The following is a 17,609-nucleotide window of genomic DNA, read 5'->3' on the forward strand; positions in this document are numbered from 1 at the left end:
CATGGCGGAGAAAGACCAGGACCCCACTCCCAAGCGGCTGCGCGACGCGCGCAAGCGCGGCGAGGTGGTCTTCAGCTCAGACGTGGCCTCGACCGCGGTGTTCGCCGTGGTCGTGGTCTGCATGTGGCTGGGCGGCGGGGTTCTCTACAGCCTGCTGCGCGAGCTCTGGCTGCACGCCACCAGCACCAGCCTGCTGACGCGGCCGGAGGACCGCTTCGACGAGCTGCTGCTGCACACCGGGGAGGCGCTGCTGTGGGGCACGCTGCCCATCATGGCCATCGCTGCCGTGGCCGGCATCGTGGGTTCGCTGGCCCAGGTGGGCGGCGTGGCGGCGTGGGAGCGCCTAAAGCCCGACGTGAACCGCATGAACCCAGCCCAGGGGCTGCAGCGCATCTTCTCCACCCGCAACCTCATCAACCTGCTGAAGATGAGCCTGAAGACGCTGCTGCTCGCGGGCCTGATGTTCGTGATCGTGCGCGGCTTCGTCGATACCGCACTCAAGCTTGGCTACGCCAGCCCCGCGGCCACCATGACCGCCGCGGCGCACATGGTGCTCGTGGCCTTCGGCTGGGCGACGGTGATCTACGCGCTGATGGCCGCGGTGGACTACACGCACGAGCACTACGAGTTCATGAAGCAGCAGCGCATGTCGATCGACGAGATCCGGCAGGAATACAAGGAGGTGGAGGGCGATCCGGTCAACCAGTCGCGCCGCCGTTCCGCGCATTTCGAGGCGGTGTACGCCAGCCTGGGCGACCGCGTGCGCATGGCCTCGGCCGTGATCCATTCGGCCCGTACGGCCGTCGCGCTGCAGTACCTCGGCGAGAACGACCTGCCGCGCGTGATCGCACGCGGCGAGGGCGAGGTGGCCGCGCAGATCCGGCGTTTTGCCGGCGAGGGCCTGGTACCGATGGAGTTCGAGCCCTCGCTGGCCGAGCGCATCTATGCGGAGGTGCCGGTGGACCAGACCATTCCACGTTCGCTGTATGCACCCGTCGCCAGGCTCCTGCGTTGGGCGCAGGGCATCGGATGAAGCCGGCGCGGCGAGTTAGCCGGCGATGCCGTTCCTGGCCGAGGGTGGCTGCAGCGCATCGAGCGCGGCGAGCCTGCGGTAGTCGCCCGGCAGCACGGCATAGGTGCTCATGAAGGTCTTGTGCAGATGGCTCTGGTCGGTGAAGCCCGCCGCGTGCGCCGCATAGGTGACGTGGGCGCCGCCGGCGATGAGGTCGCGGGCATATTCGATGCGGTGGCCCACCAGCATCTCGTGCGGCGTGAAGCCCCAGGCGGCGGTGAACCGGCGCTGCACGTGCACGGGGTGCCAGCCGACCGCATCGGCCAGGCTGTCGAGCGTCATGCGTTGATGGAAGCCCGACGCGATCAGGGCATAGAGCCGGTTCAGGCGCTCGTCACCGCTGTCGGGGTGCGGGCGCTCCGTGTCGAGGGCACCGTCCTCCGTCGGCGACGGGGCGGGAAGCCATTGCGAGAGGCGCCGGCGCAGCAGTGCGCGGCCCGCCGCGATGTCCTCGGGGTCGCCGGTGCTCGTGGGGACGAAGAGCAGGCGATGGCATTCGAGGAATTCGAGCGCCGCGCAGGCGTCGATGAAGACCGAGACCCCCGCATCGTCCTCCAGCCGTGCCAACGGCGGGGCGTCGTCCGCGGGGCTGATGCAGCGCGCCACGGCGAGGCTGCAGAAGAGGGCGTCTTCGCGCCAGGCATGCGTGCGCGCCTGCACCGAGTGCCAGACATGCGGCGCGATTCGAAACAGTGCGCCCGGCGGCACGACGGTGACGTGGGTGCCGCTGCGTACCTGGAGTTCGGTGTCGGCCACCGCGAGCGTGAAGCCCACGTGCCGGTGCGGCCGGACTTCGCGATGGCGAAACCGGTTGGTCGTGAACTGGAGACCTGCGAGATCCGTGTCTCGCCAGTACTGGGAGGCGGGCAGTGCCATGGGACGGGGTATGTGCGGAGGTCGGGCGTTTGCCTCGCGCTGTGTGCAGCAAGCATGCCAGCGCCATCGTCATCTGTGAAGCCTCGGCCGGGCGAGGACCGCGAAGGCCGTGCATTGTTCAGGCGAAGGTACTCAGTTGGATGCACGAGCCCGGGCAAATGCGTCGGAAGCTAAAAATTTACAAGGCGATGACAACGCCCTTGCGGTACTTTGACCCAGGTCCGTCGTCCTCTCCGGCATGGCGGCACACCCATCAGGCCTTCCATGATTCTGTCCACCTTGTTTCATCGTGCCTCGCCTGCGTCGGCCTCCGAGGCGCAGGGATTCGATCCGGTGTCGCGACCGCAAGCGGAGCTGCAACCCGCGAATCCGGTTCCGCAGTTCTATGCCGAAGAACATCTGTACCTGCCGCGAAGCGTGCCGCCTCATGCCGGCGGCGTGCCGGCCATCGTCGGCAATCTGATGGACGCACCCGGCAGCGAAGCCCGCGCGGCGCTGGTGCGCAGCATGCTCCATGCGCTCGATTTCGACTGGCTGGGCTACGGCACGGTGGCGTACATGCGGGGCCACTGGTGGCCGCTGAGCTTCTTCACCGCCTACGCCAACCCTGAATGGACCAGGCGCTACTTCGCGCACAACTATTGCGGCGTCGACCTTCGGCAGCAGGGCGTGCCCGCGTCGAGCCTTCCACTGGCTTGGGACGTGGCCCGGCTCGAGGCGCTGGCGGCGGAGATTTCGGACGAGCTGAGCGAAGAGCGGCAGCGGTTCCTCGACGACCTGTATGCCAGCGGCATCCGCAGCGGGCTGCTGTTCCGCTTGGCGTCCCCCACGCACGTGAACCAGCACACGGTGATCAGCCTGCTGTCGCGCAGGCCCGGGAGCGACTGGATCAGCGACAGCGTGATCGGGCAGGGCCTGATCCTCGGGCTGGGCGTGCACGAATACGTGTCGCGCCACACGCGCATCGTCGGTGCGCCGGGCGCGGGCCGCATCGAGATCTCCGCGACGCAGCAGGACATCCTCCAGCAACTGCTCCAGGGGCGCAGCGACAAGGAGATCGCCAACCGGCTGGACCTGTCGTCCCACACCGTGGACTACCACATGCGGCAGCTGCGGCGCCGCTTTGCCGCGCGCAATCGGGTGCAGCTGGTGAATGCCGTGCAGCAGGGCGACAGCGATTTCGGAGTGCTCGGCGAGAACTGAGTTCGCCGGGAGGCTGTCCGTGCCTTCAATGCCCCAATTCGACTTGCCAGCCGGCGCGTCGACCGGACGCTGAACGCGCGATCCCGGACGGGCTGAAGCCCAGGCGGCGGCGAAACATGGTCGAGAACGCACCAGGGCTGTCGTAGCCGAGTTCGAGTGCGACGGCCGTCACCGGCTGCCCTTCGGCCAATCTGGAAAGCGCCGATATCAGGCAGGCATGCTGGCGCCACTCGCCGAAGGCCATGCCCGTCTCGGCGCGGAAGAAGCGCGTGAACGTGCGCTCGCTGCGGTGCAGTTGCTGCGCCCACTCGCCAGCAGTGGCGCGGATGTCGGGCGCGTAGAGAAACTCCACGCACAGGGCGTGAAGCGTGCTGTGCCTGGGCAGGGGCGCGAAGATCGGGAGCGTGGCCGCACGCGCGATCTCCGCGAGCGCGAGGCGCATCAGCAGGCCATCCCTGCCTTGTTTGTCATAGAGTGCCTGCACGTCCGTCGCCTCCAGCAGCAGTTGCCGTAGAAGGGGCGGGACGAGCAGCACTTCGCAGCGAGATCCGTCGCGCGGCGCTGCCTTCGGCTCGATGTAGAGGCTGCGTGTGCTGACGCCCACCATGCGTACGCGGTGCGGCTTGCCCGCCGGAATCCACACCCCGCAATGCGGAGGAACGACCCACGCGCCATCGTCCGTGCCCACCTCCATGAGGCCAGTCGCGCCGTAGAGGAATTGCGCTCGCCGATGCTGATGCATCTCCAGGAGCGTCCCGCGCGCGTAGTCGGTGCCGATGGCGAGCACTTCGCGCTCGAGTGCATCGACGCTGTCCAAAGGTACGTTTCTCATTGCTGTCCGCGGGTGTCCGCTGTTGGCTGAAACGCGAACATTCTTGTCCAGATTCCGAAAGCCGGACAGCGCCTGCAGCCATAACCTTTCAGGCATTGAAGGACGGATTGCGATGGAACTCTATCTTTGGCTTGTTGCCTGCGGCACGCTCGCCGGCGTGACTACGGTGCTCTTCGGTTTCGGTGGTGGCTTCGTGGTGGTTCCGCTGCTCTACCAGCTGCTGACGCACATGCGCGGACCGGAAACACCGGCTGCATCCCATGCGATGCAGATCGCGGTTGCTACCTCGACGTGCGTGATGATCTTCGGGTCGGCGATGGCAACGGCGAAGCACCAGCGCGCAGGATCGCTGGATTGGTCAGTCATCAAGCCGCTGGCCGTCGCCATCGCCGCCGGAAGCGTGCTCGGAGCGGCCACCGCGGCAGCAGTGCAGGGCAGTTGGTTGCGCTGGGCTTTCATCGCCTACGTCAGCCTGACCGTTCTGGACTGCTGGCTTCGGCCCGGCTTTCTCCTGCAGCCGGCGCAAGAGGCCCGGCCTGCCCGGGCACGAACCGCATTGACGGGCATCGTCATCGGCTGGATCGCGGCATTGCTTGGAGTGGGGGGCAGCGTCATGACGGTCCCGCTGCTTCGCCGCAGAGGGGTGAGCATGACCGGCGCGACGGCCATGGCCAATCCGCTGACGCTTCCCGTCGCCTTGGCCGGGACGGCGACTTACGCGGTGCTTTCCTGGGGTGGAATGACGTCCCTGGGGGCCGGGTATGTAGGCTATGTGGACCTGCGGGCGTTCCTTGCCCTGGTCGCCGGCTCGTATGCCGGGATACGCATGGCATCGCCGTTCATCGGGCGGATTCCCGATCGGGTACACGCCAGGGTGTATGTCGGGCTGCTGATTGCAGTAGTGGCGTCGATGTTGATCGGCTAGGCGAGGTGCCGGAGATCAGCCAAGTAGGGGCCCCGTCCGATCGGATCGGATTTAGTGAGGACTTCTTGAGAGCCTTAGGATCGCTTGGGACCCTTGGTTGGAGCGGGTGAAGGGAATCGAACCCTCGTATGAAGCTTGGGAAGCTGCCGTTCTACCATTGAACTACACCCGCATCTCGCAAACCGCCGATGGCAAGGCTGCAATCGGCGACAGGCGGGAGTATAGATGCATGCCATTCGAGGTTCGCGCCGCCGCGCGGACCAGCCGACCCAACACGCCATACCGAGCATGAAATCCAAGCCCACCCGACTCGCCCTCCATGCCTTTTTCGCCTTGGCAGCAGGCTCGGCCTTTGCCGGAACGATCACCTGCGTCCCCGCCCCAGGCGGCACAGGCCCGGCCCCCTGGATCCGCAAGATCGCCATCGACGAGCACTCGCGCACCGTCAACATGGACATCGTCCGTCACAGGACGAAGGACACGGACACCATGGGCAAGATGAGGGCCGATCTGCTGGGCATGGAAGAGACCCAGGGCGGCGAGCCCGCCTACGTCTTCAACGCGATTCCGGCCGCGGGCGACGAGGTCACGAACCTCTTCAAGCTGTTCAAGGCGGGTGAATGGCGGCTGATCAGCGCCGGGGTGGTGTTCATCGGCAAGGTGCCGACGCTGCGGGCGATCGAGCCGGGCAGGGTCTTCGATTGCAAGCGGTCGGACCTGGGATAGCCCGTCGGCAGCCGCCCTCGAAAATATTTTCGGGTGCTGCCTCTTTGGCGGGCATCGTGTTGCAGGCCACGCCAGGCAAGGCTTGCGAGCGATGCGCACACAGTTTTCCACAGCATTGTCCCCACCGAGGCGGGAAAACCTGTCATGGGCTTGTGGTAGAGGTGGTCTGAGGTGAGAAAAAGGGTAGCCCGAGGGTAGGCGCGTTCCGACAGACTCGGCGGCGCGCGGGGAGGAACATGGCTTGCACCGCATCTCCCTGCGGAAAGGAGCGTGAAATGACGTTCGACTTCTTGTTTCGCCCGAATCACACCGCGTACTTGCGACGCGCGGCGGCCCTCCTGGAAGAAGCCCAGATGGCGCGCATCGAGCATCAGGCGGCAGCAGAGCATCACAGCGCGCTTGCCCGGATGTACGCCGAACGCGTCAGGCGTCTTGAGAACGAGCTCTATCGCCAGCCGCAGGGCGCGGCGCATGGAGCAGGGCTGGCGACAGAAGCCGGCTCCGCGGACGAGCGGCCCCAGCTGTATTCGCTGGACGGAAGCCGCAAGCCGGGGCTGACCTCGGCCAGCTGAGCCAGCGTGCGGCGAGCCTCGGCTGGTGGGGGCCGCATTGCGGTGGGTAAAAAAATACCCGCCGAAGCGGGTTCGAGTTGCCCTTGTGGGCACGCTCCAAGCACTGACAGAGAGCTCTTCTTTTATGCGGCCCTGTTGCGTGACAGCGTCGGTATCGTCGGCGCTCGCCCTCTGAGCGCATGTCAGCCGGACACAGGTAGTCGCCGTAGGACACTTATTAAAACGTGAACTATTTGGCAAATTTGCGGAGATGCCGGGCCTTTGAGGGCCGCGCGGTCGTATTCATCGCTTCGAAGTGTCGGTCCCGTCCGACAAGGCGGCGGCGCATGAAGCCCTAGATTTTGTGGGCTCGCTTTGAAGTGCGAGTTCTCTGTGCGTGACAGCACCAAGAGGTTCAACCCAGCCTTCGCGCTGGGTTTTTTTTGCGGCGTCTTGTCGTTCCCCCTTCAGAAAAGCTCGAACCGGAAGGTCGTGGTCTGGGGCTGGCTCAGAAGCGGGGTCGCGATCTCGCTGGCATGCTCCCAGGCCTCGCGCCAGAGGCGGGCGTTGACGATCTGCGATTCGCTCATCGAGTCGATGCCGGATTCGAGCTGGTTCAGCCAGGCCCGGTAGCACTTCAGCAGGCGCGAGGAGGGGCCGATGCGCTGCTCGAGCAACCGCAGGAACGTGAAGCGCACCTCCATCAGGTCCCGTATGGTCAGGCTGGTGCCCTCCAGCCTGACTGTGTAGAGCTGCTCGCGGTTGGCTGTGTGATCGAACATCGGGACGCGCATGCAACAAGGCCGCGAACCGACTTGCCAGCAGCGCGATGCAGCCGCGCTTGTCCGAAGGTCTCAGGCCTTGTCTCTATCTGGGTAGAAAGGGGGGCGGAAATATTAGCCAAGCACCTGTTGTGCGAAATGGAATCCAGGTTCCGGTTTGCAGCTACACGGGAACGCCCTGCGTGCCGGTCAGCGCAGGAATACATGCTCCATGAACTGCCTGATCGGGTACTGGATCACCGTCTGCACCTTCGCCGGCAGCTCCAGCGGCCGCATCAGCATCTTGAGCGTGGTGCCCGGGCTCAGGTGGGTGCGGATGGTGTTGTTCATGTCGGCGCTCAGGCGCTGCACATAGGCCGTGTCGTCGGCGCGTTCGGGCGATCGTGTCCTGACCACGTGCCGGATCGCGCAGTCGGCGTCCTCGCTCTTGAGTTCGAGCGTGCGCCGGCCGATGGTGCCCATCACGCGCAGGCGGCCCAGTTTTTCCTGCTCGCGGTAGCGCCGGTAGTAGCGGTAGAAGTGCTTGTAGTGATTGACCTCGTCGGTGGCGATGCGGGTCGCCAGGTCCTGCAGCACGGGCTCGTCGGTGCAGCGGGCCATGGCGCGGTAGTAGGTGGCGGTGCCGGTCTCGACCACGCAGCGGGCGGTCATCTCGAGGCCTCGGGTGGGGGCGAGCAGCTCGACCTTGCAGTAGGTCGCGTACTCCTCCAGGAAGTTGCCGTAGGCGGTGTCCCAGTCGAACTCCGGCCACACGTGGCGCACGTAGGCGCGCAGGGCCTTGCCGTGCTGGAGCTCCTCGAGTTCCCAGTGCTGGGAGAGCCAGTCGGTGACTTCCTGGTCGCCCTGGAAGAAGTCGACCAGGTTATGCGTGTACAGGTCCGAGCCGCTCTCGATGAAGGAGGCGGAGGTCACCAGGTAGAAGAGGTTCTCGTCCGGGCGTACCTTGTCGAGCGCGATGCGCGAGAAATCCAGGTCTTCGATCGTCCAGTGCCGTTCGGCATCTTGGCTTGCCATGCGAACTCCTTGATCTTTTTGTCCGTACAAGTACGGATGGCGCAGACCGTCTTTGGTTCTCGTTTTTTGCGCCAGGACACATAGTAGCCGTGGAGTCCGGATCGTGCCGTCTTCCGGGAGGCCCCGGGCGGCGCGGGTGGCATGGCCAAACCTATAATCGTTTGTTCAAGCAAATCAAGCAGTTAGGCCGGTTCGCCGCAGTGGGTTCGACATGAGGGTCGCCATCGCCGCGCCGCCCTCGACGGCAGAAGACGAATCCAAAGATGAGCCAGCCCACATTCACGGTCGCGGACATCCGCAAGACCTTTATCGATTTCTTCGCTTCCAAGGGCCACACGGCCGTCGCGTCGAGCCCTCTCGTGCCGGGCAACGACCCGACGCTGATGTTCACCAATTCGGGCATGGTGCAGTTCAAGGACGTGTTCCTCGGCACCGACAAGCGCCCCTACAAGCGCGCGGCCTCCGTCCAGGCCTGCCTGCGCGCCGGCGGCAAGCACAACGACCTCGAGAACGTGGGCTACACCGCGCGCCACCACACTTTCTTCGAGATGCTGGGCAACTGGAGTTTCGGCGACTACTTCAAGCGCGAGTCGCTCACCTGGGGCTGGGAGCTGCTCACGCAGGTCTACAAGCTGCCGGCCGACAAGCTGCTGGCCACCGTCTACCACGAAGACGACGAGGCCTACGACATCTGGACCAAGGAAATCGGCCTGCCGCCCGAGCGCGTGATCCGCATCGGCGACAACAAGGGCGGCAAGTACAAGTCCGACAACTTCTGGATGATGGCCGACACCGGCCCCTGCGGTCCGTGCTCCGAGATCTTCTACGACCACGGCCCGCACATCCCCGGCGGCCCCCCGGGCAGCCCCGAGGAAGACGGCGATCGTTTCATCGAGATCTGGAACCACGTGTTCATGCAGTTCGACATGCAGGAAGACGGCAGCGTGGTGAAGCTGCCCGCTCCCTGCGTCGACACCGGCATGGGCCTGGAGCGCCTGGCCGCGATCCTGCAGCACGTGCACAGCAACTACGAGATCGACATCTTCGACGCGCTCATCAAGGCTGCAGCGAAGGCCACCGGCACGCAGGACCTGTCGAACAACTCGCTGAAGGTGATCGCCGACCACATCCGCGCCACCTCGTTCCTGGTGGCCGACGGCGTGATCCCGTCGAACGAAGGCCGCGGCTACGTGCAGCGCCGCATCATCCGCCGCGCCATCCGCCACGGCTACAAGCTGGGCCAGAAGAAGCCCTTCTTCCACAAGCTGGTGCCCGAGCTGGTGAAGCTCATGGGCGATGCATACCCCAAGCTCGTGGCCGATGAAAAGCGCATCACCGATACGCTGAAGGCCGAAGAAGAACGTTTCTTCGAGACGCTGGCCAACGGCATGGAAATCCTCGACGCGGCGCTGGCCGATGGCGCCAAGACGCTGCCCGGCGACGTGGCCTTCAAGCTGCACGACACCTACGGCTTCCCGCTCGACCTCTCGGCCGACGTGTGCCGCGAGCGCGGCGTGAGCGTCGACGAGGCCGGCTTCAACGCCGCCATGGAAAAGCAAAAGGCCGCTGGCCGCGCTGCCGGCAAGTTCAAGATGGATCGCGCCGTCGAATATGCCGGCGCCGGCAACACCTTCACCGGCTACGAGAGCCTGGAAGAAAGCGCCAAGGTCGTCGCGCTGTACTTCGAGGGCGCGGCCGTCAACGAGCTGAAAGAAGGCCAGAGCGGCATCGTCGTGCTCGATACCACGCCCTTCTATGCGGAAAGCGGCGGCCAGGTCGGCGACCAGGGCGTGCTCGTTGCCGAAGGCGTGCAGTTCGGCGTGGAAGACACGCAGAAGATTAAGTCCGACGTGTTCGGCCACCACGGCACCCAGACCCAGGGCACGCTGAAGGTCGGCGACGCGGTCAAGGCCGCGGTCGACACCGCGCGCCGCGCCGCCACCATGCGCAACCACTCGGTCACCCACCTGATGCACAAGGCCCTGCGCGAAGTGCTGGGCGGCCACGTGCAGCAGAAGGGGTCGCTGGTCGACGCCGACAAGACGCGCTTCGACTTCGCGCACAACGCGCCCGTCACGCACGAGCAGATCCTCGAGATCGAGAAGCGCGTGAACGCCGAGATCCTCGCCAACTCCGAGACGCACGCCCGCGTGATGGACATGGAGTCGGCCCAGAAGACCGGCGCGATGATGCTGTTCGGCGAGAAGTACGGCGAGACCGTGCGCGTGCTCGACATCGGCACCAGCCGCGAGCTGTGCGGCGGCACCCACGTGGGCCGCACGGGCGACATCGGCCTCTTCAAGATCGTCAGCGAAGGCGGCGTGGCCGCCGGCGTGCGCCGCATCGAGGCCGTCACCGGCGCCAACGCGCTTTCCTACCTGCAGGACCTGGAATCGACCGTGCAGAGCGTGGCCGCCACGCTCAAGTCGCCGGCCGCCGAGCTGCAGGGCCGGCTCTCGCAGGTGCTGGAGCAGGTGAGGGCGCTCGAACGCGAAGTGGGCGTGCTCAAGGGCAAGCTCGCTTCGTCGCAGGGCGACGAGCTCCTGTCGCAGGCCGTGGACGTCAAGGGCATCAAGGTGCTCGCTGCCAAGCTCGACGGCGCGGACGCCAAGACGCTGCGCGAGACCATGGACAAGCTCAAGGACAAGCTCAAGACCGCCGCCATCGTGCTGGCCGCCGTCGATGGCGACAAGGTGCAGATCGCGGCCGGCGTCACGGCCGACAGCACGGCCAAGGTCAAGGCCGGCGAGCTGGTCAACTTCGTGGCCCAGCAGGTCGGCGGCAAGGGCGGCGGCAAGGCCGACATGGCCATGGCCGGCGGCACCAACGCGGCGGGCCTTCCGGCCGCGCTGCAATCGGTGCAGGCCTGGGTCGCGGAACGCGCCTGACGGCCAGTCGCACAACCGGAACAAGCACGCCACCCATGCCAGAAGCGATCCCCGGTGAAGTGCTTGTGATGGGGGCGGGCACCATCGGGTGCTTCATCGGCGGAAGCCTGGCGGCAGCGGGCGTGCCCGTCACCTTCGTCGGCCGTCCGCGCGTGCTCGAGAAGCTCGCCAAGCATGGCCTGACGCTCACCGACATCGACGGCGCGAAGCGAACGTTGCCCGCCGACACGCTGCGCCTGTGCGGCCAGGTTCCCGTCGGCGCGCGGCCTTCGCTGGTGCTGCTGTGCGTGAAGAGCGGCGCAACTGCCGAGGCAGCGGGCGAGCTGGCCTTCGCGCTGCCGGCGGGTGCGGCGGTGATCTCGCTGCAGAACGGCATCTCCAACTGCGCGGCAGCCGCACAGACCGGCCCTTCGCTCAACGTGCGCGCGGGCATGGTTCCCTACAACGTGGCCGAGATCGGCCCGGGGGCCTTCCATCGCGGCACTCCCGGCCGGCTGGCCGCCGAAGACGACGCGGTGCTGCGCCCCTGGCTTCCCGTGTTCGAGCGCGCCGGCGTGCCGCTCGACCTGCATGCCGATCTGCTGCCCGTGCAGTGGGGCAAGCTCATGCTCAACCTCAACAACCCGGTCAACGCGCTCTCGGGCCTGCCGCTGCGCGAAGAGCTCATGCAGCGCGGCTACCGCCGCTGCTTCGCGTCGCTGATCGACGAGGCGCTTGGCATCCTCAAGGTCGCCGGCATCGCACCGGCGCAGGTCGCGGCGGTGCCGGCGCACCGGCTGGTGAGCCTGCTGCGATTGCCTGACTGGGTCTTCCGCATCGTTGCGGCTCGCATGCTGCGCATCGACGCCAAGGCGCGCTCCAGCATGGCCGACGACCTCGCGCTCGGCCGCCGCACCGAGATCGACGCGCTCAGCGGCGAGGTGGTGCGCCTCGCGCAGGAGCACGGCCTGAGCGCGCCGCGCAATTCGCGCATGGTCTCGCTGCTCGAGGCCTGGCCGCAACAGCCGAAGCGCTGGACGGCACGGCAATTGCAGGACGCGCTGGGCTTGTAGCGTTCGGCCCGGGGGCCTCGCTGGCGCACCGGGCAGGGTTGGCAGATGTGGCGCCATGCATCGAAGCGTGCGCGATGGTCGGCTTGCGTCGAAAAGCATCGATATCGCGCAGTGTTGCGCTACAAAAGAGACGGTGAGCCCAATGAGGTGTGTGTCGTCGATTGATCTCTCGGAGTGCGAATGTTGTTGATGCGTCCGCTCTTCTTGCTTGCGCTGTCTGGCTTGGTCACTTACCTGGTCGAGTTCTACAGCTTTGCTCTTGCTCATTCGGGGGCCGGCATTCTTGTAGTGCTGGTTTGTCCCGGCATCTTGGTCATTGTTGCCAACTGGTTGACTGGCGTGCCAGGTTGGGCCGCTGCTGTAGCAGTCAATGCGGTCTGCTACGAGTTGGTTTGGCGACTCGTCCTCCTGAGCAGGCGCAAAGAGCCCCTCGATCGCGCGAGTGACAAGGCGCGAGGCTCTGATTGATAGCCAATAGGAATTTCCGCAAAGTGGTGTCAATCCGATCGGCAAGAAGCGCGTAGCTCAGATCGAACGAATTGGTCGTCTGAAGTCCCCAACTCAGCATCGAACTACCACAACTCAATGCAACCGGCGACCTCGCAGACCATGAAAGCACTGCTCAAGACCGCTCTGGTGATTGGCGCCTTCGTCATTGGAGGCTGGTTGCTTCCCATGCTGGTTTGCGCACTTCCCGGAATTTCGGATTCGCTGGTCTGCGGTCACAATTTTTGGGTATTGATCCCGCCATGTGCGCTACTTGGCGCGATTGCTGCATGGCTTGCCGTGCAGCGAATCCGATAGCGCATCTTGCAACCCCTGCGGCAATCCGAGCTCATTGGATTTGCCGGTGTTCCTTGCATGTACCCTCGGCGACATCGCAGCAGCTTTCAAAGGGTTGTTCTCATGCAGGTCCTGATTCTCGGCAGCGGTGTCATCGGTACCTCGATGGCCTATTACCTGGCGCGCACCGGGCACGAGGTAACGGTGCTGGAGCGCCAGCCGGCGCCCGCGCTTGAAACCAGCTTCGCCAACGCTGGGGAGGTCTCGCCGGGCTACTCGGCGCCATGGGCCGGGCCCGGCGTGCCGGTCAAGGCCGTCAAGTGGATGCTGATGCAGCACAGCCCGCTGGTCATCAAGCCCATGCTCGATCCGGCGATGTGGCGCTGGGGCCTTTCGATGCTGCGCAACTGCACGCAGGCGCGCTACGAGATCAACAAGAGCCGCATGGTTCGGCTCGCCGAATACAGCCGCGATTGCCTGAAGGAGTTGCGCGCCGACACAGGCATCGCCTACGACGAGCGCATGCAGGGCACGCTGCAGTTGTTCCGCACGCAGCAGCAGCTCGACGGCACCTCGAAGGACGTCGAAGTGCTCCAGGCCTCGGGCGTGCCCTACCAGCTGCTCGACCGCGAGGGCTGCGTGCAGTACGAGCCCGCGCTCGCGGCGGTGAAGGGCAAGTTCGTCGGCGGCCTGCGGCTGCCGGGCGACGAGACCGGCGACTGTTTCAAGTTCACGCAGGCGCTGGCCAGGCTGGCTGAGGCCGAGGGCGTGAAGTTCAGGTTCGGCGTGAACATCCAGGCTCTCGAACACGATGCGGCCAGGGGCATCACTGCGGTGCGCACCGATACCGGCAGCTTCACGGCAGAGCGCTACGTGGTCGCCCTCGGCAGCTATTCGCCCGCGCTCGTCAGGCCGCTGGGCATCCGGCTGCCGGTGTATCCGGTCAAGGGTTTCTCGATCACCGTGCCGATCACCGACGCGGGCGGCGCGCCCGAATCGACGGTGATGGACGAGACCTTCAAGGTGGCGGTCACGCGCCTGGGCGATCGCATCCGCGTGGGCGGCACCGCGCAGCTCTCGGGCTTCGACCTGCGGCTCAACGAGCGCCGGCGCGACACGCTCGAGCACGTCGTGACCGACCTGTTCCCCAAGGGCGGCAACGTGCGCGACGCCTCCTTCTGGACCGGCCTGCGCCCCATGACGCCCGACGGCACGCCCGTGATCGGCGCCACCCGCGTTCCCAACCTGATGCTCAGCACAGGCCACGGCACCCTCGGTTGGACCATGGCCGCAGGCACTGGCCGCGTGATGGCCGACCTGATCGCGGGCAGGGCGCCAGCGATCGACATGGAAGGCCTGACCGTGGCGCGCTACGGCGGCTGAGGCTCTTCCTTCCCTCCTTGCGCCAATGCAGGGCGGCCCGAAAAGGCCGCCCTGTTTTCGTTGTGACACAAGGATTCGGGTTTTCCCTTAGTCATGAAGTTGTCTTCTTCGATATTCTTCGTGGCGTTCCATTAATAAATCGTTGTTTCTTTAGTGAAACAAAACCGAGCCAAACGGACACGATGAAACAGACACGCCGCCTTGCCATCGCCGCCGCCATTTCCATGGCCGCCGCTTGCGCCTCCGGACTCGCCTGGGCAGCCGACAGCTACCCGGCCAAGCCGATCACGCTGGTCGTCGCCTATCCGGCCGGTGGCGACACCGACGCGCTGGCGCGGCTGTTTGCCGAGAAGCTGTCGACGCGCGTCGGCCAGCCCGTGGTGGTCGACAACCGCCCCGGCGCCAGCGGCATCATCGGCAGCGCCTACGTGTCGAAGGCCACGCCCGACGGCTACACGCTGCTGCTCGCGCCCAGCACCTTCTCGATCGCGCAGCTGGTGCTCAAGACCAACGGCTCGGGCTACGACGTGCTCAGCGGCTTCACCCCCATCGTGCAGACGGGCAGCCAGCCGCTGTTCCTGGTGGCCGGCGGCAACAGCGGTCTCGCGACGGTGAAAGACGCCGTGGCCGCCGCCAAGGGCGGCAAGACGCTGAGCTACGCGAGCCCTGGCAGCGGCTCGCCGATGCACATCCTGGGCGAGATGTTCGCCCGCGCCTCCGGCACCACGCTCGCGCACGTGCCCTACAAGGGCGTGGCGCCCGCCATCAACGACGTGCTGGGCGGCCACGTGCCCGTCACCTTCATCACGCTGGGCCCAGTGGCGCCGTACATCGCCAACGGCAAGCTGCGCCCGCTGGCCGTGGCCTCGGCCCAGCGCTCGCCGCTCGCGCCCAACGTGCCGACGCTGGCAGAGCAGGGCTACAAGGACGTCGAAGTGACGGCCTGGAACGGCCTCTGGGGCCCGCGCAACCTGCCGCCCGAGATCGTGAAGACGCTCAACGGCCACTTCAACGAGATCCTGAAGATGCCCGAGATCGTCTCGCGCATGGCGGTGCTCGGTACCACGCCCGTGGGCGGCGACGCCGACGTGCTCGGCAAGACCAATGCCGCCGACTACGCGCGCTTCGGCAAGGTCATCAAGGAGCTCGGCATCCAGGCCGACTGATCTTCCGGTCTTCGTTTCCACCAGCTTCATTCCATGACCGACCTCAAAGCCATCGCCGACCCATCGAGCCTGCAGGCGCTGCTCGCCGAGATGCCCGCCAACCTGCTGGCCGGCCGCCGCGTGCTCGTGACCGGCGGCGCGCGCGGCCTGGGGCTCGCCTTCGCCCAGTGCATCGCCGCCGCGGGTGCCAGCGTGGTGCTGGCCGACATCCTCGGCGAGCTGGCCGAGACCGAGGCGAAGGCGCTGCGCGAAGCGGGCCGCAACGCTCATGCGCTGCCCGTCGACTTGGTCAACCCCGGCTCCATCGTGGCCTGCGCCGACGAAGCCATCCGCCTGCTCGGCGGCCTCGACGGCCTGGTCAACAACGCTGCCATCACCAACTCGGGCGGCCGCGACGCGCACCAGCTCGAGATCGACGTGTGGGACCGCGTGATGAACGTCAACGTACGCGGCAGCTGGCTCATGGGCCGAGCCTGCCGCCGGGCGCTGGCCGAAAGCGGTCGCGGCTCTGTCGTCAACCTCGCTTCCGACACCGCGCTGTGGGGCGCACCCAACCTGCTGGCCTACGCGTCGAGCAAGGGCGCGGTCATTTCCATGACGCGCTCGCTGGCGCGCGAATGGGGCGGCGACAACATCACCGTCAACGCCGTGGCGCCGGGCCTCACGCTGGTCGAGGCCACCGAATACGTGCCGATGGCGCGCCACCAGAAGTACCTCGAAGGCCGCGCCATCCCGCGCGAGCAGCAGGCCGCCGACGTGTGCGGCGCCACCGTCTTCCTTCTTTCGGGGCTCGCGCGCTTCGTGACAGGCCAGCTTCTGGCCGTCAACGGCGGCTTTGCGATGCACTGAGAACGAACGCACAACGAACGAACGCCCCCGATTTTTCCGACCAAGGAGTGAACCCCATGAGCGACCTGTCCGAACAGCAGAAGATCAACCCCGCTGCCGCCAGCACCCTGGCCCAGCCCGAAGGCAGCAGCCTCGCGGAGTGGATGAACACCCGCATCGCGCGCTACGAGACCCGCAAATACGACTGGGACGCGCTGAAGTTCCAGGCCGACTTCGACCCGAAGTTCCGCCGCGCCCAGATGCGCTACGTGGGCACCGGCGGCACCGGCGTCGCGGCCGACGTCAACACCGTGCCCGCCGAGCACTTCACCTTCTCGACCATGGTGATCCCCGCCGGCCACGAAGGCCCGCCGCACCTGCACACCGACGTGGAGGAAGTGTTCTTCCTGATCCGCGGCAAGCTCAAGGTGGTGATCGAGAAGGACGGCGAGCGCTTCGAGACCATCATGACCGACCGCGACCTGATCTCGGTGCCGCCCGGCGTGTACCGCGAGGAGATCAACATCGGCGACGAAGACGCGCTGATGTGCGTGATGCTCGGCGCGAAGAAGCCGGTTACGCCGACGTACCCCGCCGACCACCCGCTGGCCAAGATCAAGCGCTGAGCGGACGCACGGCCATGAACCTCTCCACCGACGCCCTGAATCTGCCGGCCTCCGAGCTGGCAAGGCTCGACGCCAGCTTTCCGTCCCGCGATGTCGCGGTCGGCGGCGGCGCCGTGGTGTCGGTGCGCGAATGCGGCAAGGGGCCGGCCATCGTGTGCCTGCACGGCATCGGTTCGGGCGCGGCATCGTGGATCGACACCGCCGCGCTGCTCGCGGCGCAGGCTCGCGTGATCGCCTGGGATGCGCCGGGCTATGGCAACTCGACGCCGCTCGAAGCCGCCGCGCCGGCCGCCGCCGACTACGCGGCGCGGCTGGGCCGACTGCTCGACGCGCTCGGCATCGACTCGTGCGTGCTGGTCGGCCATTCGCTGGGTGCGATCACCGCCGCGTCGGCCGCGCGCAGCGATGCGCGCATCCGCCGGCTGGTGCTTGTCAGCCCGGCCATCGGTTACGGCGCTGCCTCGCGCGCGGAGGCGCGGGCCAAGGTCCGCACCGAGCGCCTCGCCACACTCGACGAGCTCGGCATCGCCGGCATGGCCGCCAGGCGCTCCGGGCGGCTGGTTTCCGACAAGGCCAGCGAGCACGCCCGCCAGTGGGTGCGCTGGAACATGGCCCGCCTGAACGACCACGGCTACCGCCAGGCTGTCGAGCTTCTGTGCAATGCCGACCTGCTGGCCGACCTGCCGCCGCCCATGCCGGTGCGCGTGGCCTGCGGCGCGCTCGACGTTGTCACGCCCCCGGCGGCATGCGAAGAAGTCGCGCGCCGGTGCGGAGTGCGGCTCGAATTGTTGGACGATGCGGGCCACGCCGGCTATGTGGAGCAACCGCAAGCCGTCGCGAAGCTGCTGAGCGAATCCCTCGCCGGCTGACCGCAACCACTACAGAGACATCCAAGGAAGGAA

General features: G+C 66.5%; 18 protein-coding genes and 1 tRNA gene. 14 read left to right on the forward strand and 5 right to left on the reverse strand.

From position 1 onward, the window contains the following. Nucleotide 1 precedes the first annotated feature (1 nt). Nucleotides 2-1,033 (forward strand): EscU/YscU/HrcU family type III secretion system export apparatus switch protein, encoded by a 1,032-nt coding sequence (locus AC1VNX_RS14780; RefSeq protein ID WP_483157365.1) that lies wholly within the window; start codon nt 2-4, stop codon nt 1,031-1,033. A 15-nt stretch (nt 1,034-1,048) separates the two neighbouring features. Here the strand turns inward: AC1VNX_RS14780 and AC1VNX_RS14785 are convergent, their stop codons facing one another. After that, nucleotides 1,049-1,948, reverse strand: a complete 900-nt coding sequence (locus AC1VNX_RS14785; RefSeq protein WP_483157366.1) for a helix-turn-helix domain-containing protein — start codon at nt 1,946-1,948, stop codon at nt 1,049-1,051. A gap of 333 nt (nt 1,949-2,281) precedes the next feature. Between AC1VNX_RS14785 and AC1VNX_RS14790 the strand changes: the two genes are divergently transcribed. After that, nucleotides 2,282-3,151, forward strand: a complete 870-nt coding sequence (locus AC1VNX_RS14790; RefSeq protein ID WP_483157367.1) for a helix-turn-helix transcriptional regulator — start codon at nt 2,282-2,284, stop codon at nt 3,149-3,151. 25 nt (nt 3,152-3,176) lie between these two features. On the opposite strand, the gene AC1VNX_RS14795 is transcribed toward AC1VNX_RS14790, so the two are convergent. Next, a complete protein-coding gene (locus AC1VNX_RS14795) occupies nt 3,177-3,983 on the reverse strand; it encodes an AraC family transcriptional regulator (RefSeq protein ID WP_483157368.1) in 807 nt (268 codons plus the stop codon). A gap of 112 nt (nt 3,984-4,095) precedes the next feature. Between AC1VNX_RS14795 and AC1VNX_RS14800 the strand changes: the two genes are divergently transcribed. After that, entirely contained in the window at nt 4,096-4,908 is an 813-nt protein-coding gene (locus tag AC1VNX_RS14800) for a sulfite exporter TauE/SafE family protein (protein ID WP_483157369.1), read from the forward strand. A gap of 98 nt (nt 4,909-5,006) precedes the next feature. Here the strand turns inward: AC1VNX_RS14800 and AC1VNX_RS14805 are convergent. Then, a tRNA-Gly gene (locus AC1VNX_RS14805) sits at nt 5,007-5,080 on the reverse strand. A 116-nt stretch (nt 5,081-5,196) separates the two neighbouring features. On the opposite strand from AC1VNX_RS14805, the gene AC1VNX_RS14810 reads away from it, so the two are divergent. Together AC1VNX_RS14810 and AC1VNX_RS14815 are read left to right on the forward strand one after the other, a co-directional pair. Beyond that, a complete protein-coding gene (locus AC1VNX_RS14810; RefSeq protein WP_483157370.1) occupies nt 5,197-5,634 on the forward strand; it encodes a hypothetical protein in 438 nt (145 codons plus the stop codon). Between the two features lie 275 nt (nt 5,635-5,909). Beyond that, nucleotides 5,910-6,206: a hypothetical protein gene (locus tag AC1VNX_RS14815; RefSeq protein WP_483157371.1), complete on the forward strand. Its 297-nt coding sequence runs from the start codon at nt 5,910-5,912 to the stop codon at nt 6,204-6,206. Nucleotides 6,207-6,652: 446 nt separating this feature from the next. On the opposite strand, the gene AC1VNX_RS14820 is transcribed toward AC1VNX_RS14815, so the two are convergent. Both AC1VNX_RS14820 and AC1VNX_RS14825 read right to left on the reverse strand, forming a co-directional pair. Then, complete coding sequence (locus tag AC1VNX_RS14820) at nt 6,653-6,967, reverse strand: hypothetical protein (protein ID WP_483157372.1); 315 nt, start codon at nt 6,965-6,967, stop codon at nt 6,653-6,655. Nucleotides 6,968-7,156: 189 nt separating this feature from the next. After that, the gene (locus tag AC1VNX_RS14825) at nt 7,157-7,981 is read right to left on the reverse strand and encodes a ferritin-like domain-containing protein (RefSeq protein ID WP_483157373.1); all 825 of its coding nucleotides are present in this window, start codon (nt 7,979-7,981) and stop codon (nt 7,157-7,159) included. A gap of 263 nt (nt 7,982-8,244) precedes the next feature. Between AC1VNX_RS14825 and alaS the strand changes: the two genes are divergently transcribed. The 9 genes from alaS to AC1VNX_RS14870 all read left to right on the forward strand — a co-directional run bounded on the left by alaS (nt 8,245) and on the right by AC1VNX_RS14870 (nt 17,576). Next, a complete protein-coding gene (gene alaS / locus AC1VNX_RS14830) occupies nt 8,245-10,869 on the forward strand; it encodes an alanine--tRNA ligase (protein WP_483157374.1) in 2,625 nt (874 codons plus the stop codon). Nucleotides 10,870-10,904: 35 nt separating this feature from the next. Next, nucleotides 10,905-11,921, forward strand: coding sequence for a 2-dehydropantoate 2-reductase (locus tag AC1VNX_RS14835; protein ID WP_483157375.1), 1,017 nt, complete (start codon nt 10,905-10,907; stop codon nt 11,919-11,921). A gap of 189 nt (nt 11,922-12,110) precedes the next feature. Next, nucleotides 12,111-12,389, forward strand: coding sequence for a hypothetical protein (locus AC1VNX_RS14840; RefSeq protein ID WP_483157376.1), 279 nt, complete (start codon nt 12,111-12,113; stop codon nt 12,387-12,389). Nucleotides 12,390-12,530: 141 nt separating this feature from the next. Further along, nucleotides 12,531-12,725, forward strand: a complete 195-nt coding sequence (locus AC1VNX_RS14845; protein ID WP_483157377.1) for a hypothetical protein — start codon at nt 12,531-12,533, stop codon at nt 12,723-12,725. 102 nt (nt 12,726-12,827) lie between these two features. Next, nucleotides 12,828-14,087, forward strand: coding sequence for a D-amino acid dehydrogenase (locus AC1VNX_RS14850; RefSeq protein WP_483157378.1), 1,260 nt, complete (start codon nt 12,828-12,830; stop codon nt 14,085-14,087). Nucleotides 14,088-14,269: 182 nt separating this feature from the next. Next, nucleotides 14,270-15,253 (forward strand): Bug family tripartite tricarboxylate transporter substrate binding protein, encoded by a 984-nt coding sequence (locus AC1VNX_RS14855; protein WP_483157379.1) that lies wholly within the window; start codon nt 14,270-14,272, stop codon nt 15,251-15,253. Nucleotides 15,254-15,343: 90 nt separating this feature from the next. Next, the gene (locus AC1VNX_RS14860; protein ID WP_483161958.1) at nt 15,344-16,102 is read left to right on the forward strand and encodes an SDR family oxidoreductase; all 759 of its coding nucleotides are present in this window, start codon (nt 15,344-15,346) and stop codon (nt 16,100-16,102) included. A gap of 56 nt (nt 16,103-16,158) precedes the next feature. After that, nucleotides 16,159-16,707: a cupin domain-containing protein gene (locus AC1VNX_RS14865; protein WP_483157380.1), complete on the forward strand. Its 549-nt coding sequence runs from the start codon at nt 16,159-16,161 to the stop codon at nt 16,705-16,707. Between the two features lie 14 nt (nt 16,708-16,721). Further along, entirely contained in the window at nt 16,722-17,576 is an 855-nt protein-coding gene (locus tag AC1VNX_RS14870; protein WP_483157381.1) for an alpha/beta fold hydrolase, read from the forward strand. Nucleotides 17,577-17,609: the final 33 nt, after the last annotated feature.

The organism is Variovorax sp. TLI9-5A (genome assembly GCF_056867935.1).

Coding starts and splice junctions, on each gene's coding strand:
- AC1VNX_RS14865 (WP_483157380.1), top strand. CDS start 16,159: ATGAGCGACCTGTCCGAACAGCAGAAGATCAACCCCGCTGCCGCCAGC.
- AC1VNX_RS14780 (WP_483157365.1), top strand. CDS start 2: ATGGCGGAGAAAGACCAGGACCCCACTCCCAAGCGGCTGCGCGACGCG.
- AC1VNX_RS14785 (WP_483157366.1), bottom strand. CDS start 1,948: ATGGCACTGCCCGCCTCCCAGTACTGGCGAGACACGGATCTCGCAGGT.
- AC1VNX_RS14860 (WP_483161958.1), top strand. CDS start 15,344: ATGCCCGCCAACCTGCTGGCCGGCCGCCGCGTGCTCGTGACCGGCGGC.
- alaS (WP_483157374.1), top strand. CDS start 8,245: ATGAGCCAGCCCACATTCACGGTCGCGGACATCCGCAAGACCTTTATC.
- AC1VNX_RS14800 (WP_483157369.1), top strand. CDS start 4,096: ATGGAACTCTATCTTTGGCTTGTTGCCTGCGGCACGCTCGCCGGCGTG.
- AC1VNX_RS14815 (WP_483157371.1), top strand. CDS start 5,910: ATGACGTTCGACTTCTTGTTTCGCCCGAATCACACCGCGTACTTGCGA.
- AC1VNX_RS14845 (WP_483157377.1), top strand. CDS start 12,531: ATGAAAGCACTGCTCAAGACCGCTCTGGTGATTGGCGCCTTCGTCATT.
- AC1VNX_RS14810 (WP_483157370.1), top strand. CDS start 5,197: ATGAAATCCAAGCCCACCCGACTCGCCCTCCATGCCTTTTTCGCCTTG.
- AC1VNX_RS14825 (WP_483157373.1), bottom strand. CDS start 7,981: ATGGCAAGCCAAGATGCCGAACGGCACTGGACGATCGAAGACCTGGAT.
- AC1VNX_RS14850 (WP_483157378.1), top strand. CDS start 12,828: ATGCAGGTCCTGATTCTCGGCAGCGGTGTCATCGGTACCTCGATGGCC.
- AC1VNX_RS14840 (WP_483157376.1), top strand. CDS start 12,111: ATGCGTCCGCTCTTCTTGCTTGCGCTGTCTGGCTTGGTCACTTACCTG.
- AC1VNX_RS14870 (WP_483157381.1), top strand. CDS start 16,722: ATGAACCTCTCCACCGACGCCCTGAATCTGCCGGCCTCCGAGCTGGCA.
- AC1VNX_RS14855 (WP_483157379.1), top strand. CDS start 14,270: ATGAAACAGACACGCCGCCTTGCCATCGCCGCCGCCATTTCCATGGCC.
- AC1VNX_RS14795 (WP_483157368.1), bottom strand. CDS start 3,983: ATGAGAAACGTACCTTTGGACAGCGTCGATGCACTCGAGCGCGAAGTG.
- AC1VNX_RS14820 (WP_483157372.1), bottom strand. CDS start 6,967: ATGTTCGATCACACAGCCAACCGCGAGCAGCTCTACACAGTCAGGCTG.
- AC1VNX_RS14835 (WP_483157375.1), top strand. CDS start 10,905: ATGCCAGAAGCGATCCCCGGTGAAGTGCTTGTGATGGGGGCGGGCACC.